Origin of the sequence: Primorskyibacter sedentarius (assembly GCF_004342065.1) — a bacterium.
Lineage (GTDB): Bacteria > Pseudomonadota > Alphaproteobacteria > Rhodobacterales > Rhodobacteraceae > Primorskyibacter > Primorskyibacter sedentarius.
Genome location: NZ_SLZU01000011.1, coordinates 101,946 through 118,613, shown reverse-complemented (window position 1 = coordinate 118,613; position 16,668 = coordinate 101,946). Strand labels below are relative to the sequence as shown.

Genomic DNA, 16,668 nt, shown 5'->3' with positions numbered 1-16,668 from the left:
TAGCTCAATTGATCAGCAGTTGACCGTTCTTGGCATGGCGCATGGCCAGTTTCTTGCCCACCCGCCCGTTGGCAAGGCTCCGGGCTGCGACGGGAACCCCTTCCAGGGATTTCGGTGCGGGAAAGAGTGTCCGGATTTCCTGAACCGCAGCTTTGTTGAGAGATTTCAAAGCCTCCGCACCAGTATACAGCGTTTCAGTCGCGGCGCCGTTGCTGAACACCAGTTCATGGCCATCAAGCAGAATGTGGAAATATTCGATCGGTTCGAAGTCATCGACAAGATCGATACCATCAAGCATGCACAGGTGTTTTGCGGCAACCAGAATTTCCTGGGAACCGGTTAGTCTTTGTGCAATCTTCGAGCGCACCAGAACCCGGTGCTGTTGCGACACCATCAAAGTGGTATGCGGCAATCCGTTGCCCAAGGCGCCAGCGGCAATGCGAACCGGGCGCAGGTCTTCTTTGACCATCAGCATCACGCTGCTCAGCTTACGCGACCCGATCCAACGAACGGGCTGCGCTCCGTTGTCCGCGGTCTTTACAAGATCGCCTTCGCGAAGATCCTCGATGGCGCGCGCACCTTGTGGGGTTTCGATCATCGTCCCGCGACAGAAGCAAATCGGAGGGGTAAAGGCGGAGTATGCATCGAAGAAATCGAGATTGCTGTCACCATCGCCGTCACCCGCGTCGCCGTTCTGGTCTACGCCAAGAAGGGTGTAGTCTGTAGGCGTGGTCGATAATCCGCCGTTGATATCGTAAAAAAGGTGCCGCCCGCTCCCGTCCTGTATTTCGAGCACGATATATTCGTCGCCACCGCCAACGCCCGACACAAGGTCGGACTTGGGCACCAGATTGCTGTAAACTGTGCTCCAGCCTGCGTCGCCATTAAAGGGATCAGTATCGGAATCACTGGTGTCGTCATACGCTTCGACACGCCAGAACTGACCGTTTTGGAACTCCGTCGCGCTGGCGTTCAGGTTCTGATACCAGACCAGCCGATAGAAACTGTCGCTCCCACCTAATGCGGATGCGTTTTCAACCACCATCCCGAATCCATCCTGGCCGGGGTTGAGGCCCGGCGTCTGGATGGGTTGGGTCGGCGTCAACGCCATCATGTCGCCCGAAAAGTAGATCGGCTCTACATAGGTTGTGGTTGGCATCGTGCACTACCTCTTACTTCACTCGACCAGCATACCCTCTGCGAGCGCGTTCGTTCCAGCTTATCACCTTACCGCTGTAAATCTATCCGTCCAAGTTTCTTTGCACGCATCTTCTGTACGAGGCGCGCCTGCCGCCTCCGGCCTGCCTTGGCTGGGGGTTGTCCGAGGGTAGGAAGGATCGCGTTACAATTTTCTTAATGCCTATGAGCGGCGACGGTCCATGCGGCTGATAGGCGTGTTTTTGTGCTGCGAAGGGTGGTGCCGGGAATTTGCCGAGGCGTGGCCAACACCTCTGTATCGGCGTTGCACATGCGATCTTATGCTCATATAGTTATCATACCAGTTTACGGAGTGATTCACATGACGAAGATCGCGCTCTTCGGTGCAGGCGGGAAAATGGGGGTGCGGAGTGCCCGCAACCTTCTCAACACGGATTTTGACGTTGCCCATGTCGAGATTTCAGAGGCCGGACAGAAACGGCTGAAAGACGAAATTGGCAAGGACTGCGTTCCGGCCGAAGAAGCGCTGAAAGGCGCCGAGGTCGTGCTGCTTGCCGTGCCTGATACCGCGATCAAGGCAGTCTCGCATGCCATCATTGACAAGGTTGATCCCGGGGCTGTCGTCATTTGCCTTGATGCGGCCGGGCCCTTCGCCGGGCACCTGCCCACGCGCGAGGACGTGTCCTATTTCATCACCCATCCTTGCCATCCGCCCATCTTCAACGACGAAAACACGCCAGAGGGGCGCAACGACCATTTTGGCGGGATCGCCGCGAAACAGGGGATCGTCAACGCCCTGATGCAGGGGCCGGATGAACATTACGCGCTTGGCGAGGCGGTCGGAAAGGCGATCTACGCCCCGGTTATCCGGTCACATCGGGTGACGGTGGACCAGATGGCCCTGTTGGAGCCGGGCCTGAGCGAGACGGTCTGCGCGTCGCTTCTGCTTGTCATGAAAGACGCGATGGACGAGGTCGTCGCACGTGGCGTGCCCGAAGCCGCCGCGCGTGATTTCCTGCTTGGCCACATGAACATCCTTGCCGCTGTCACCTTTGGCCATATCGATGGGGTGTTTTCGGATGCCTGTTACAAGGCCATCGAAAATGGCACGCCCATGCTGATGAAAGATGACTGGAAACGCGTCTTCGAACCCGAAGAGATCGCCGCCAGCATCCAGCGGATCACGTGAGGCATTGATGTTACGGGGGGGGATTATCGGTGCCGGGTTTTTTGCGGCGAACCATCTTAACGGCTGGCGGATGGTTGATGGCGCAGAAATCGCGGCGCTGTGCGACACGGATACCGGGCGGCTTTCTACGATGGGCGACCAGTTCGGGATCACCCGCCGCTATACGGATGCGGCACAGATGCTTGCGGAAGAAGAGCTTGATTTCGTGGACATCATCACCACGGCGCCCAGCCACAGACCCCTCGTGGAGCTTGCGGCCTCAAGCGGAAAACACATCATCTGTCAGAAACCCTTTGCCGAGAACCTGACCGACGCCCGCGCTATGGTGGCGGCCGCGCAAACGGCCGGAAAGACACTGATGGTGCACGAGAATTTCCGCTGGCAGTCGCCGGTGCGCACCGCCATCAACGAAATCCGCGCAGGGATGATCGGCACCCCGTTCTTCTGCCGCGCCTCGTTCCGGTCTGGCTATGACGTCTTTTCCGGGCAGCCCTACCTGGCCGAGGGCGAGCGCTTCATCATCGAAGATCTGGGCATCCATGTTCTGGATATCGTACGTGCGGTGATGGGCGATGTCGCAACCGTTGCCGCTCATACCAACCGGATCAACCCGAAGATCCGGGGCGAGGATGTGGCCACCATCCTGCTGTCGCATGACAGCGGCATGAGCAGCGTCGTGGATTGTTCCTATGCCACGCAGCGCAGCCCTGAGACCTTTCCCCAGACCTTGCTGGAAGTGGATGGCGACAGGGGCTCACTCTATCTCAAAGCTGGCTACAGGCTTGAGATCCACACAAATGGCGAGGTCGAGACACGCGATGTTTCGCCAGAGCTTCTAAGCTGGGCCGAACGGCCGTGGCACAACATTCAGGAAAGTGTCCTCTCGATCCAGCAGCATTTCTGCGACTGCCTTCGCGACGGTCGCCAACCTGAAACCTCGGGCACTGACAACCTCAAGACGCTGACGCTGGTCGAGGCGGCCTACCTGTCAGCCAGTGAAGCACGGACGGTCGAGACCAATCACCTTTGACGTCAACGCGCCAAAGAAGCGCGAATTTACAAACCTGGGCCACAAACTTTCGAGCCCGTGTCATTTGATCAAGGAGGAAAACATGAAACTCAGAAAGCTTATCCTTGGTGCCGCGCTGGCCACAGCGTTTGCACCGATTGCATCGATGGCAGACACGATCGCCATCATAACGCCCAGCCACGACAACCCGTTCTTCAAGGCAGAGGCTGACGGCGCCATGGCCAAGGCCGAGGAGCTTGGCTACGACACCATGGTTCTGGTGCATGACGACGACGCGAACAAGCAATCTGAATTGTTCGACACGGTGATCGCGGCCGGGGTCAGTGCGATCATTCTGGACAATGCCGGTGCCGATGCGTCGGTCGCGGCGGTTCAGAAAGCCAAGGATGCGGGCATCCCGTCTTTCCTTATCGACCGAGAAATCACGGCCACCGGCGTTGCGGTCAGCCAGATCGTGTCGAACAATTATCAAGGCGCGCAGCTGGGCGGTGAGGAATTCGTCAGCCTGATGGGCGAAGAGGGCAATTATGTCGAACTTCTTGGCAAGGAATCCGACACGAATGCAGGCATCCGCAGCCAAGGCTACCATGACGTGATCGACCAATATCCGGACATGACGATGGTCGCGCAGCAGACCGCCAACTGGTCCCAGACCGAGGCGTTTTCGGTGATGGAATCGATCCTGCAGGCCAACCCCGAGATCAAGGGAGTGATCTCTGGCAACGACACGATGGCGATGGGAGCATGGGCAGCGCTGGAAGCCGCAGGCCGAACAGATGTGATCGTCGTGGGCTTTGACGGGTCCAACGACGTGCGCGACTCGATCCTTGGCGGAGGGATCAAGGCGACCGTCCTGCAACCTGCCTATGAGCAGGCTCAGTTGGCTGTAAGTCAGGCCGATCAATATTTGAAAACCGGCAGCACGGGGCTTGATGAAAAACAGCTGATGGATTGCGTTTTGATCAATGCCGACAATGCCGGTGCTCTTGAAACCTTCGCGTTGAACTGAAGCCAGACGCTTCTATGCGCGCGCAGCCACGCTGCGCGCGGGTAACACGCCCCATAACTCTAGGCCTCGCTTTGATGACCCGCAGATTGCTGTTCGTCCTGTCGATCCTTGCCGCCCTTTCCGTGACGGGCTGCAAGGTTGTCTTTGATGAAGACAAAGATGCCTCTGTCGTCCCGGAAGGGCCCGAAGGGGATGATGCGCGCAACGCGGCCCGGTTGGAGGCCACGTTCGATGCGGAGCTTCTGCCCCTCATTCGCGACAGGGCCTTGCCGATCGCGGAACTACGCATGCTGGTCGCGCAGGACATCGACGATGCCGGAGAGAAACACGCAAATCGTGGTTCTGGTCAGGGTGCAGCCTGGAACTTTCCCGTGACAGGCACTGGCACGGTGACAGAGGCGAAGCTGGACACCCGCGCGCGGTCCTTGTCGCTCGACACCGATGGCGACAAAGCCGCTGACGTGACAGTGCAGCTTGGCCCGGTCATTCGTGGCTCTGCGCTTCGCGACGCGGCACCTTTCTATCAATTCGACGATTTCCGCGACCAGATCGAATTTGCCAAACTCTCGCGCGCGCTGAATGACCGGATACCCGATCTGGTCAGCGTCCCCGAAGGCGACCTGATCGGCATGCAGGTCGCATTTGTTGGCGTCACACCGCTGAAATCCGCGGGCGATGCAGTGGTCGTAACGCCAATATCCGTGACCTTTGCACCATGACGGCCCTGCATCCCATCGGTCTGTCGATCCGCAACGCGGTCAAGATCTATCCCGGTACGCGCGCCCTGAAGGACGTGAATTTCGACATTCGCATGGGCGCTGTGAACGTGCTGGTTGGTGAGAATGGCGCCGGGAAATCCACGTTGATGAAGGTGATCGCCGGGGTGGAGACCCTGACCGAAGGCGAGATCATCGTCGACGGCACCCCGACCCAATTTCGCAACAAGGAAGACGCGGTTCGGGCGGGCATCGGCATCGTGTTTCAGGAACTCAACCTCTTTCCGGATCTCTCGGTGGCCGAGAACATCTTTATCGGGCGCGAACCCACCCGTCTGGGTGTGCAGATCGACACCCGCGCCCAGACCGAGCGCAGCCGGGAGATCCTTGTCCGGTTGGAGCAGCGCATCGACCCGGATATGCCCCTGGGGGCATTGCGACTGGGCCAGCAACAGATCGTGGAAATTGCCAAGGCGCTGGCGCAGGACGCGCGGATCCTGATACTGGACGAGCCAACATCGGCCCTGTCTTCGGTCGAGGTCGAGGTGCTGTTTCGCGTTATTGCAGAGCTGCGCGCGCAGGGTGTGGGCATCGTCTACATCTCTCACCGGCTGGAGGAGCTGATCCGGATCGGGGACTATATCACCGTCCTGCGGGATGGCGAGATGACCGGCACACGCAGCATGCAAGGCGTGGATATCCCGTGGATTGTCGAAGCCATGATCGGCGGAGATGCCAAGGATTTCGCTGCGGAAATCACACATCAGGTGGGTGACGAGGTCTTTCGCGCCGAAGGCGTGACGCTTGCAAAAACGGGCGGGGGCTACAGTGTCGATCACGTCTCGCTCAGGGCGAATGCGGGCGAGATCCTTGGCATTTACGGGCTTATGGGGGCAGGGCGCACCGAGCTGATGGAATGTATCATCGGTCGGCACCCCGAAGCGTTGGGCCGCTATTACGTGAAGGGCGAGGAACTGCGCCACACCAGCATTGCTGACCGCATTGCCCATGGCATCGCGCTGGTCCCCGAAGACCGCAAGGTCGACGGGCTGATACAGATGATGGCAATCCGCGAGAACCTGACGCTGTCCTCTTTGAAGGATTTCACGCGCATCTTCCACCTAAGCCTCTCCCGCGAGGCCAAACGCGCGGCGGAATTCATATCCCGGCTCAAGATCAAGGTGGCCAGTGCCGAAAACCCGGTGTCTTCGCTGTCTGGCGGCAACCAGCAGAAGGTGGCCATTGGCAAGGCGCTGATGACCCGACCGATCGTGCTGCTTCTGGACGAACCTTCGCGCGGCATCGACGTGGGTGCAAAGGCCGAGATCTACCGGGTGATGCGAGAGCTGTCCGCGCAAGGCATCGGCATCATCTTCGCCACTTCGGAAATCGAGGAAGCGATGGCGCTGAGCGACCGTATCATTGTGATGGCAGACGGGCGCATCACCGGGACATTTGGCAAGACCGCCGGGGTGGCCGACGTTGTCGCGGCAGCATCGCCCGGCACACTCACTGCAAAGGATACCGCGGCATGAGCATGACGACACAGCGCAATCCGAACGCCTCTGTCAACTGGCTGCTGCTGTTGCTGAAAGCGCGGACATTCGTGGCGCTGATCCTGGTCTTCGCCTATTTCTCCTTCGCCGCACCGAATTTTCTGAGCGTTGCCAACGCGGTGTTGATCTCCAAACATGTGGCGATAAACGCGTTTTTGGCCATCGGTATGACCTTTGTCATCATCACCGGTGGGATCGACCTGTCAGTCGGATCGGTGGTCGGGCTGACCAGCATGATCGCGGGCTACCTTGTCCTCAACGGGATCGATCCCGGCTTTGGCTGGTCAATCCAGTTCAACACGCTGGAAATCATGGTTCTGGTTTGCCTCGTCGGGGTGTTTGTAGGCTGGATCAACGGCATATTGATCACAAAGCTGAAGGTCGCGCCGTTCATCGCCACGCTTGGCATGCTCTATATCGCGCGCGGTGCGGCGCTGCTGATGTCTGGCGGGCGGACGTTTCCGAACCTGAACGGCAATCCTGAATATGGATCTGATACCTTCCATGTGATCGGGACGGGCGTGTTTCTGGGTGTGCCCGTGATGATCTGGATGTTGATCATCGCGGCCTTGGCCTCGGCCTATATCGCGCGCCGTACACCGCTTGGGCGCCACATCTACGCCACCGGGGGAAACGAGCGGGGCGCCTCTTTGTCCGGTGTTCGCGTGCAGCGCGTGAAGATGTTCGTTTACATGTTCTCGGGGCTGATGGCGGCGCTGGTCGGGTTGATCATCGCATCGCAGCTGAAGGCCGCGCATCCTGCTACGGGCGAATTTTTCGAACTGAACGCCATCGCTGCCGCTGTGCTTGGCGGCACGTCCATGTCGGGCGGACGCGGGCGCATCCTTGGCACGATCATCGGCGCCTTTGTCATTGGCATCCTGTCGGACGGGCTGATCATGATGGGCGTATCGTCCTTCTGGCAGATGGTCATCAAGGGGCTGGTGATCGTGGCCGCCGTGGTCATCGATCAGGCGCAAAGCCGGATTCAGGCGCGGGTCGCGCTCGCGCATGAGGCTGGGGCGTAGCCTCGTCCGAGATATCGGGCAGGCCGCAAAACGACCAATTTAAGGTATGGCTTCGCCCGTCGCGGGGTCAAAGAACAATGTCCGGTCCATGGCGACGGATAGGTGCGTCTGCCCGTGATTGGCCGCATGGGCGTCCAGTTCGGCCATCATGTGATTGCCCGCGATGTAGAACGTGCCATAAGACCGCGCGCCCGTTGGCTGGATCACGTCAAGCTTTGCTAGCAACGGTCCTTGTTCATCCGCCGTGAAATGCTCGGGCCGGATGCCCCATGTGTAGATGCCGTCCGGCATCGCACAGCCGGGCAGGGCCTGCCCGTCCGGCAGGATCACAGAACCGGCGGAGACGTTCACCTCGATGAAATTCATCGGGGGCGAGCCAAGGAACGCGGCGACATAGGCGTTGCGCGGCCTTTCGAACAGGTCAAGCGGCGGGCCCACCTGTTCGATCTGCCCGTCCTTCAGAAGAATGATCCGCTGCGCCAGCGTCATCGCTTCGATCTGGTCATGCGTGACGTAGATGAAGGTTTTGCCAAGCTTTTCGTGCAGCTTCTTGATCTCTTCCCGCATGCCGTCGCGCAGCTTTGCGTCCAGATTGGAAAGTGGTTCGTCGAAAAGATAAAGGTCCGCATCCCGCACGATGGCGCGTCCGATGGCAACCCGCTGTCGCTGCCCGCCCGACAGTTCGCGTGGATAGCGATCAAGGTAATCGGAGATGTCCAGAACCTCGGCCGCCCAGGCGACTTGTGTGTTGATCTCTGCGTCGGGGGTCTTGCGGGCGCGAAGGCCGAAAGCGATGTTCTCGCGCACGCTGAGATAGGGGTAAAGCGCGTAGGACTGGAACACCATCGCCACGTTGCGATCCCGCGGGGCCAGCCTTGTGATGGAGGTGCCGCGCAAAGTCATATCGCCGCCCGAGATCTCTTCGAGCCCGGCAATCGCGCGCAACAGGGTTGACTTGCCACAGCCCGAAGCGCCGACAAGGACGACGAATTCCCCTGCCGGAATGTCAAAGGAGACGTCACGGACAGCGTGGTAGGCGCCATAATACTTGTTGATGTTGTGAAGTTTGAGATTGGCCATGCTCTATCCCTTGACGGCGCCCAGTGACATGCCGCGCACGATGAAGCGCTGCATTGTCGCCACGACAAACATCATGGGCAGAACGCCCAGCATGCTCATCGCGCCTATCTTGGACCAGAAGGTGGATTGCGATCCGAAATAGCCAGTGACCTTGACGGTGTAGGTCACGGCTTCGGATTTGGTGAGGACAAGCGCGAACAGAAAATCGTTCCACGCGAAGATGAAGGTGAAAACAGCCGTTGCGAACAACCCCGCGCGTGCCATCGGCAACACGACCTTTCGTAACACGGCCCAACGCGACAAGCCGTCAACCAGCGCGGAATGTTCCAGCTCCAGCGGTATGTCCTGGATGTAGCCTCGCATCATCCAGGTGACATAAGGCACGTTGAAAGCGGTATAGAGCAGGATCAGGCCGAACCGCGTGTCGATCCATTGCCACGATACGAAGAGCAGGAAGATGGGAAAGGCCACGCAGATTGGCGGGATCATCCGTTGCGATATGATCCAGATCGCGAGGTTTTCGCCGCCGGTGCGGAAACGCACGATGGAATAGGCCGCCGTCGTGCCGATTGCCATCGCCAGAACCGTGCTGACCCCGGCCGTGATCAGTGAATTCCAGACGGCCCAGGCGTCACCGTCCCGAAACAGCGTCACATAGGATGAAAACCGGAATTCAGACGGGAACCAGACCGGCGGATAGGCGTAGATCTCGTCCGGCGATTTCACAGAGATCATTGCCAGCCAATAGACCGGGAAGACGAACACTAGGGTGATACCCAGTGCCAGCGCCACCCGTAGATACAGCCGCCAGCCGCGATCCCAGCGGATCATCGCTCCACCTCGACCCGTCGCAGCAGCCAGACGACCACCAGTGTAAGAATGAAGATCACCAGAAAGGCGATTGCCGCAGAATAGGACGTCTCGAATTCGCGGAAGGCGATGTTGTAGGCATAGATCGAAATCGTTTCGGTCATGGTGCCCGGACCGCCCTGCGTCATCGTCCAGATGATATCGAAAATGCGGAACAGGTCCAAAGCGCGGATCAGCATCGCGATCACCATCACCGGCATGATGGCGGGCAGGACGATGCGCCGGAACGTCATCCACCACGACGCGCCGTCAATCTGGGCGGCTTCCAGCTGTTCCTTGTCGACATTTGACAGCGCCGCATAAAGCATCAGGAACATGAACGGCGTCCACTGCCAGACCTCTGCGATCATGATTGCAGGCCAGACAAGATATGTCTGGATATTCCACAAAAGCTCTACTTCCCGGCCAGCTATCCAGCTTAGAATTTGGTTAACCGGTCCGAACCGCTGATCGATCATCAGCCGCCAGGTCGACCCGGCCACGATTGGCGAAATGATCGTCGGCAGCAAGATGATCGCGACGAAGAAGGATTTGCCCGGCAGACGCTCCAGAAACAAAAGAGCCAGCAGATAGCCCAGAACCAGCTCGATCGGCAAAGCGACGGCCGTGAACAGCACTGTGTGCAAGAGCGATTCCCAAAGGCGGCTATCCCCGAACAGGCGAACGTAATGTTTTGCCCCGTTAAAGCTGTAATCCGCCCCGAACATGGAGATGTCCTGAAAAGACGTCACCGCCAGTTTGATCAGGGGGTAAAGCCCGATCAGCAGGATCACGAAAACCGCAGGCGCGATAAGAAGGTATTTGAACACACCGGGGCGCTCAAGCGTGCGTGACAGGCTGTTGGCGGTCATGGGGGCGCGCATCCGTTCAGGCAAGCCGCCTCGGGGATCAAGACCCCCGGAGCGAGTGGTGATGGGCAGTTACTCGGGGTAGGCATTGGGTTTGCTGGCCCAGTCGGCATAGACGCGACGTTGCTTCTCAACACCGATCCGGTCAGTCAAAGCGTCCCAATTTGCGGCAACCTCGTCCAGAACCGCTTGCGGATCATCCCCCGCCCAAAGACGGCTGAGACCTTGGCGCAGGGCCTCGTTGTAGCGATCGATCTGGATAAGCGAGAGGTCAAGCATGCCGGTTTGCGCACCTGCCTCCAAAATATCAAGATATTCGCCCGCCGATGGCCATTTGGACCGGTATTCTTCACTGGCAAAATGGCTGGGGCGGAAGGGGTCACGCAAGGCATAGGGCAATTGCACGCGCTGCAGGCTGATCTCTTCCGAGTTCATCCACATCGCAAACAGGAACGCGGCTTCCTTGTGCTTGGACCCCGACGCAACCGACAGGGAGAACCCCGCCGCCAGTTCGGGCTTGCCGCCCGGGGGCAGCGCATAGGCGATGGTATCGGCGACAGTGGTTTCCGGGATCCAGTTCAGCGCCTCGGTCCCCTTGCCGTAACCCGCGGCCCATCTGCCGACCGGAGGCCAGCTGACCGCCATGGCAATGTCACCCGCCAGAAAGGCAGAGAAGACTTCGCCAAATCCCCATTGCTCGACACCCGGCGGCATCCAGGCGTTTTCGGCAACCATTCCTTGCATGGTGCGCAGCCCGGCCTCGGAATTCACAGTTGCGCGCATGGTTTCGGGATCAAAGAACCGGCCGCCCTCGACGCGGAAACGTTCTTCGAACAGGTATTTCGCGGCCCCCGGCTGCCGGAACATGCCCGCGCCATAGATTTCGGGGGCATGTTTGTCGGTGATGAACTGGCCGATCTCGCCAAATTCCTTCCAGGTCGTTGGCGCAGCCAGATCGTACCCGTGTTTGGCCTTGAATTCGGCCATCGTCTCGGGGTCTTCGAAAATGTCGCGACGGTAGTACAATACAAAGACATCGCCATCGTCGGGCAGGCCGTAGATCGTATCTTCGACCATCATCTGGTTGTCACGGTAAACCGGCGCGATGCTGTTCAGCTCGTCTCGATAGCCGAATTTGTCGACAAACGCGTCCAGTGGCTCCAAGGCGCCCGCAAGCGCAAGATCGGGCATCTGGCTGGGCAGGACGTTCAACACATCATAGGCGCCCGAGCCTCCCAGATGGGCCTGCATCGTCTTTGTGAACATCTCGTCATTGGGCGATTCTATGACGTTGATCTTGATGCCGGTAAGCTCTTCCCAAAGTGGGCCGGTGAAGTTCTTCGGATCAAGCGGTTGCAGCCCCGCTTCGTAGAAGACATTCAGCGTGATCCCGGAATATTGCTTTGCAGCCTCGACCGCGCGGTCCGCAGCCGATTGGGCAAACGCGCCGCCTGCGGAAACTGATAGCGCCGCAGCCGAAGTTATTGCCAGGGCTTTGCGCCTGGTTAATTTGAACAACATTGTTTCTCCTCCCTTTATTTATCTATTTCAATCGCTTGAGAACGTCCCCTCCACAAAGGCCACTGAGAATGGTGGCAGTTCAATATCTGCTGTTTGGGTGCGCGGCGCCGTTGCCAGCCAGTCGGCGGTGCGCGTCGCATCGTCGAATGTGCCAGCATCCAGTCGCAGGACGAAAGCGCGAACCGGAAGGGTCACGGCGCATTGTTCGTCAGAAAGATTGGCCAGCATCAGGCGATGCGCGTCGCGCGTTTGAGCCCCGAAGCCGACAGTGCCGTGCGGCAGGCCTTCGACCGACAGTCTGGGGTGACCTGCCAGATTGCAGGCTTCACTGACGACGTGGAAAAGCGGGTAAACCGCACGCCCTTCACCGTCATAGCCCGCCTGAGGATACGCCGCAGGTTCGGGGATCAGGCCAAATGGTCCGGCTGGTGCCGCAAGGCAGAGCGCCTCGACGGTGCTGCCCTCTGTCGTGGCCAGAATGCCTGCCGCAAAGGCCGCGCCGAACAGCCCGCGATGCCGTGGGTCGACCCGCGCCATGGTGCGCCGAATTTGGGCGGGATTATCGGCAACCGCGGCGCCGTAGGGGTTCGTTCGCATCCCGATACTGGCCAGTCCCAGACGATACGGCCTGCCATGCGCCAGTGCCCCGGCGCTGGCGAAAATCTGCGGCAAGGCTTCCAGCGTTTCCAGAACTGACAGGTCGTCCCCTGCATGGACCAGCGGCGTCAGCCCGTGGGTGAGGTAGTCACAACGCGTGGTGTCGGGACGGCAGCGGTTAAGCTCTGTAAAGTTGGTCATCATGCCGCCGCCGACCAGCGCCCCGGGAAAGGCCGTGCGGACCGCGCCGAACATTTCGTTCGGGGTCAGCCCCTCGGGCCAGGGGCCGGCCGGTTGATGACTGCCAAGGTAGGCTTCTCTCAGCGCGATAACGCGGGACGGCGCGACGCCTTCGGCGGCGAGCGCCGTGGCGACCTTCGCCAGCCCGGCGCTGACCGGCAGATCGTCAGGCAGCACGATTTCAAGGTCGACCTCGTCGAAATCTGCGCAAAACCTGGCCAGCTGGGGCAAATCATCCGCGTCAGGCGCGGTTCGCAGCAGGATCGCAGAGGCGCCAAGTTCGGGCATCGCGCCAGACGGCAGCCAACCGCTTTCCAGCGCCAGACCAATTTTCGGCGCAGCGCGCGACGTCGCGTTGACCGAAACCGGGTCAGATTGCGCCCCTTCCGAACCGATCCTTCCCGATCCTGACAATGTGATCCGCACCGATTGGCGGACCGGCTCCACGATATCATAGGTGAACGGATGGACGAGCGGTACGCAATAGGTCTTGTAGGACGCATCCGACCAGTTGCGCTGATCCTCCATTTCAAAAATTTCGCCCTCAAAGCCGATCTCTACCGATCGCGCGCCGACGCTATAGGCCAGACCGCGAATGTTCTTCACAGGCTGGTCGGGCTGGATACGTTCGGGAAAGCTGGTCTCTTCGACCGATCCGTCAGGATGGGTGACGCGCAGCGGCTGACCGGCGACGCCCTTGATGGGATGCAAAACCGTGAACCCCGCGCGGTTTGTCGAGAACGCGCCCCTTGGGGTCATCGTAAGGTCGGCTGCCAATTCGCCCGACGCAGTTGCGCGGATCGCAAGGTCGCATTCCAGCCGTTCGTCACCGACAGTGAACCGCAAGCGCGCCTCGAAGCGATCGCCATGCTCGACACGTTCATCAACGATGACAGCCGGATAGGTGCCCCAGTTTTCGTCGCGGATGGGCCAGGCGATTGCGCGAACAAGCTCTGTGCCCTGCCAGGAAATCCTGCGCAACCCGTCCTGGGAATACAGGAACGACAGCGAACCCACCGAGATCTGGTGCAGCTTCTGCACAGGCTCGGTGGTTCCATAGATCACAACAAAAGCATCTGCGTTCGCCACCCTTCGACCTCAATAAACTGCGTATATAACATACTCATTATACCAGTTTGCAGGGTCCGTCAATTTTGCTGACGGTGTGGCACCAACGCTGATACGCAAGGGGTGACTGCCGCCAAAGAGCAGAAATTCAGGTAAGTGGTTGGACCGCTGTGCATTCACACCAGAACAGAAAATGCGGGTCGGTGACTTCGTTTACGGCTGTCGCCGGTCTGCAGGCCCCGTCACCCCAGGATCCCCGCAGTCGTATCCAGCAGGGTTGGCAGAAACTTCTCCAGCACCTGTCTTTCATCAAATGCGACGCCGGAGATGGAGATCTGAACCGCGGCTTCGGCCTGCCCGTCCGTGCCTCTTACCGGTGCGGCCAAGCTGATTTCGTTCAGCAACATCTGATCCCGGGTGATGCAATAGCCGTTTTCGCGCGCGGCCTTTATGCTACGGGCGATTTCATCCCGGTCCGTGAGCGTCTTCCGCGTTGCTTGCACCAAGGGCCAGTTGGCACAGACCTCGTCGATCTCTGCGTCGGGTCTTGTCGACAGCATCACGCGACCGGCGGCGGTATTCAGTGCTGGCAGGCGTCGACCCACGATACTTGCAGCGAAATGGATGCGTTGGTTCGGCAACCTGAGCGAATAGATGATGTGATCGCCGGACATTTGCGCAAGGTTGATGGTTTCGCCCTCGGCATGGCTGAATTCGATGAGCTTGGGCAATGCGCGCGCGATGACGGGGTCCGACCAGTAATAGGCGTAGGCAAGCTCCAGCCAGGCGTGGCTTGGGCGAAAACGGCGGGTTTTGGGATCTCGGTCAAGCATCCCTTCCAGATGCAGGGTATGGGCCATGCGCTGCACTGCGCTTTTCTCCAGCCCGGTCCGAGCAACCAGATCGGTCAGGGAGAGCGAGACATGCGACTCGTCGAAAGCCCGCAGGATTTGCAGGCCCCGCGCGAGCGTGCTGACGTAAAGGCTGTCCTGCTTGTTTTTCATTCGATTGTTCCACTTGTGGCTGTGCCGGGCCGTTTGATGCACGCAGGGACTTGACGGCTGCCCGACTCGCCTTGCTATATTGATTAAATAACAATCACAGTTATCAAATAATGATAACTCCGAAAGCGCAATAGGGAAAACTACATGCTTGGCACAACCACACGCTCCACCCTTCTCGCCGCCACTCTGATGGCCAGCGTTGCCATGCCGGTGATGGCCGATAAAGCCTCTGGCACGCTGAACGTCGCCTTTACGAAGGAGTTGGAAAATGTCGACAGCTACTTCAACTCGTCGCGGGAAGGCGTTGTGTTGCAGCGCGCGGTCTGGGACGGGCTGATTTACCGCGACCCGGAAACAAACGAATATGTGGGCAATCTCGCGACCAGCTGGGAATGGATCGATGACACCACGCTGGAGTTCAAACTGCGCGAGGGCGTGACTTTCCACAATGGCGAAGCCTTCAGCGCCGATGATGTCGTCTACACCGTCAACTTCGTTGCCAATGAAGAGAATGGCGCGAAAACACAGCGCAACGTCAACTGGATGAAGTCCGCCGAGAAGATTGACGACTACACCGTGCGTATCCACCTGAAGGACAAGTTCCCGGCGGCGATCGAGTTCCTCTCCGGTCCGGTGTCGATGTATCCCGATGAGTATTATGCCGAGGCCGGGCCGTCCGGCATGGGGCTGAAACCGGTGGGCACAGGCCCTTACAAGGTGGTCGAGGTCGTGCCCGGCCAGCATTTCGTGCTAGAAGCCAACGAGAGCTACCATGACAGCCCCAAGGGTCAGCCCGAGCTTGCCAGGATTGACATCCGTACCATCCCGGATGTGAACACCCAGATGGCAGAGCTGTTTTCCGGCACGCTTGACCTGATCTGGCAGGTGCCCGCGGATCAGGCCAACAAGCTGGCACAGATGGACCAGTTCACGGTGGCCAACGAATCCACCATGCGCGTGGGCTATCTGCAAATGGATGCGGCTGGCCGCTCGGGCGAAAGCCCGTTCACCAACAAGCTGGTACGTCAGGCCGTGAACCACGCGATCAACCGTCAGGAGCTGGTCGACGCGCTGCTGCAGGGATCGTCCAAAGTGGTCTATACGCCCTGTTTCCCCAGCCAGTTCGGCTGCGTGCAGGATGTCACGGAATACGAATACGACCCGGAAAAATCCAAGGCGCTGTTGGCCGAGGCGGGTTATCCCGACGGGTTCTCGATTGATTTCTACGCCTACCGGGACCGTCAATATGCCGAGGCGATCGCATCGTATCTCAACGCCGTGGGCATCGAGACGAACTTCAACATGCTGCAATACTCTGCGCTGCGCGAGCTGAACATGAAAGGCGAGGTGCCTGTGTCGTTCCAGACATGGGGCAGCTATTCGATCAATGACGCTTCGGCAATGGTCAGCCAGTTCTTCAAGCACGGCGCGCTGGACAGTACGCGCGACGACGAGGTGCTCGAATGGCTGGACGTGGCCGACAGCTCGACCGATCCCGACACGCGTCTGGAATACTACACCAAGGCGCTGAAGAAGATCACCGAAGAAGCCTACTGGGCGCCGATGTTCACCTACAACACCAACTATGTCTTCAAGACCGAGGTCAGCTACACACCCACTGCCGACGAGGTGCTTCGTTTCGTCGACATGAGCTGGAACTGAGAAACCACGGGTTGAGGGGCGTGCGTCCCTCAACCGCCTTTCCACCCCGGCACGCCGACACCCGCAACGCATGGCACAGAAACCATGCGAAA

The 16,668-nt window shown here is 59.3% G+C and carries 14 protein-coding genes; 7 read left to right on the top strand and 7 right to left on the bottom strand.

All coding sequences use genetic code 11. The features are described 5' to 3' along the window. Positions 1-4: 4 nt before the first annotated feature. The gene (locus EDD52_RS15160) at positions 5-1,045 is read right to left on the bottom strand and encodes a Hint domain-containing protein (protein WP_132246460.1); all 1,041 of its coding nucleotides are present in this window, start codon (positions 1,043-1,045) and stop codon (positions 5-7) included. 474 nt (positions 1,046-1,519) lie between these two features. Here EDD52_RS15160 and EDD52_RS15155 point away from each other — a divergent pair, with 474 nt between their 5' ends. The 6 genes from EDD52_RS15155 to EDD52_RS15130 all read left to right on the top strand — a co-directional run bounded on the left by EDD52_RS15155 (position 1,520) and on the right by EDD52_RS15130 (position 7,686). Next, positions 1,520-2,347, top strand: coding sequence for a phosphogluconate dehydrogenase C-terminal domain-containing protein (locus EDD52_RS15155; protein WP_132246458.1), 828 nt, complete (start codon positions 1,520-1,522; stop codon positions 2,345-2,347). Positions 2,348-2,354: 7 nt separating this feature from the next. Further along, on the top strand, positions 2,355-3,377 hold the full coding sequence (locus EDD52_RS15150) for a Gfo/Idh/MocA family protein (protein WP_132246456.1): 1,023 nt from the start codon (positions 2,355-2,357) through the stop codon (positions 3,375-3,377). Between the two features lie 82 nt (positions 3,378-3,459). Further along, positions 3,460-4,386, top strand: coding sequence for a D-ribose ABC transporter substrate-binding protein (locus EDD52_RS15145; protein ID WP_132246454.1), 927 nt, complete (start codon positions 3,460-3,462; stop codon positions 4,384-4,386). 74 nt (positions 4,387-4,460) lie between these two features. After that, on the top strand, positions 4,461-5,105 hold the full coding sequence (locus tag EDD52_RS15140; protein ID WP_132246452.1) for a DUF2291 family protein: 645 nt from the start codon (positions 4,461-4,463) through the stop codon (positions 5,103-5,105). Next, on the top strand, positions 5,102-6,637 hold the full coding sequence (locus EDD52_RS15135; protein WP_132246450.1) for a sugar ABC transporter ATP-binding protein: 1,536 nt from the start codon (positions 5,102-5,104) through the stop codon (positions 6,635-6,637). The genes EDD52_RS15140 and EDD52_RS15135 overlap by 4 nt, the downstream gene beginning before the upstream one ends. Then, entirely contained in the window at positions 6,634-7,686 is a 1,053-nt protein-coding gene (locus EDD52_RS15130) for an ABC transporter permease (protein WP_132246448.1), read from the top strand. The genes EDD52_RS15135 and EDD52_RS15130 overlap by 4 nt, the downstream gene beginning before the upstream one ends. Before the next feature lie 39 nt (positions 7,687-7,725). Here the strand turns inward: EDD52_RS15130 and EDD52_RS15125 are convergent, their stop codons facing one another. The 6 genes from EDD52_RS15125 to EDD52_RS15100 form a co-directional block, all read right to left on the bottom strand. Next, positions 7,726-8,766, bottom strand: a complete 1,041-nt coding sequence (locus EDD52_RS15125) for an ABC transporter ATP-binding protein (RefSeq protein WP_132246446.1) — start codon at positions 8,764-8,766, stop codon at positions 7,726-7,728. Between the two features lie 3 nt (positions 8,767-8,769). Beyond that, complete coding sequence (locus EDD52_RS15120; RefSeq protein ID WP_132246444.1) at positions 8,770-9,597, bottom strand: carbohydrate ABC transporter permease; 828 nt, start codon at positions 9,595-9,597, stop codon at positions 8,770-8,772. Continuing rightward, complete coding sequence (locus EDD52_RS15115; RefSeq protein WP_165907555.1) at positions 9,594-10,487, bottom strand: carbohydrate ABC transporter permease; 894 nt, start codon at positions 10,485-10,487, stop codon at positions 9,594-9,596. The genes EDD52_RS15120 and EDD52_RS15115 overlap by 4 nt, the downstream gene beginning before the upstream one ends. Positions 10,488-10,556: 69 nt before the next feature. Continuing rightward, a complete protein-coding gene (locus EDD52_RS15110) occupies positions 10,557-12,005 on the bottom strand; it encodes an ABC transporter substrate-binding protein (protein WP_132246440.1) in 1,449 nt (482 codons plus the stop codon). A gap of 27 nt (positions 12,006-12,032) precedes the next feature. Beyond that, on the bottom strand, positions 12,033-13,931 hold the full coding sequence (locus EDD52_RS15105) for a D-apionate lactonase family protein (protein WP_132246437.1): 1,899 nt from the start codon (positions 13,929-13,931) through the stop codon (positions 12,033-12,035). A 221-nt stretch (positions 13,932-14,152) separates the two neighbouring features. Beyond that, positions 14,153-14,914: an IclR family transcriptional regulator gene (locus EDD52_RS15100; RefSeq protein ID WP_132246435.1), complete on the bottom strand. Its 762-nt coding sequence runs from the start codon at positions 14,912-14,914 to the stop codon at positions 14,153-14,155. Between the two features lie 144 nt (positions 14,915-15,058). Between EDD52_RS15100 and EDD52_RS15095 the strand changes: the two genes are divergently transcribed. Continuing rightward, a complete protein-coding gene (locus tag EDD52_RS15095; protein WP_132246433.1) occupies positions 15,059-16,576 on the top strand; it encodes an ABC transporter substrate-binding protein in 1,518 nt (505 codons plus the stop codon). Positions 16,577-16,668: the final 92 nt, after the last annotated feature.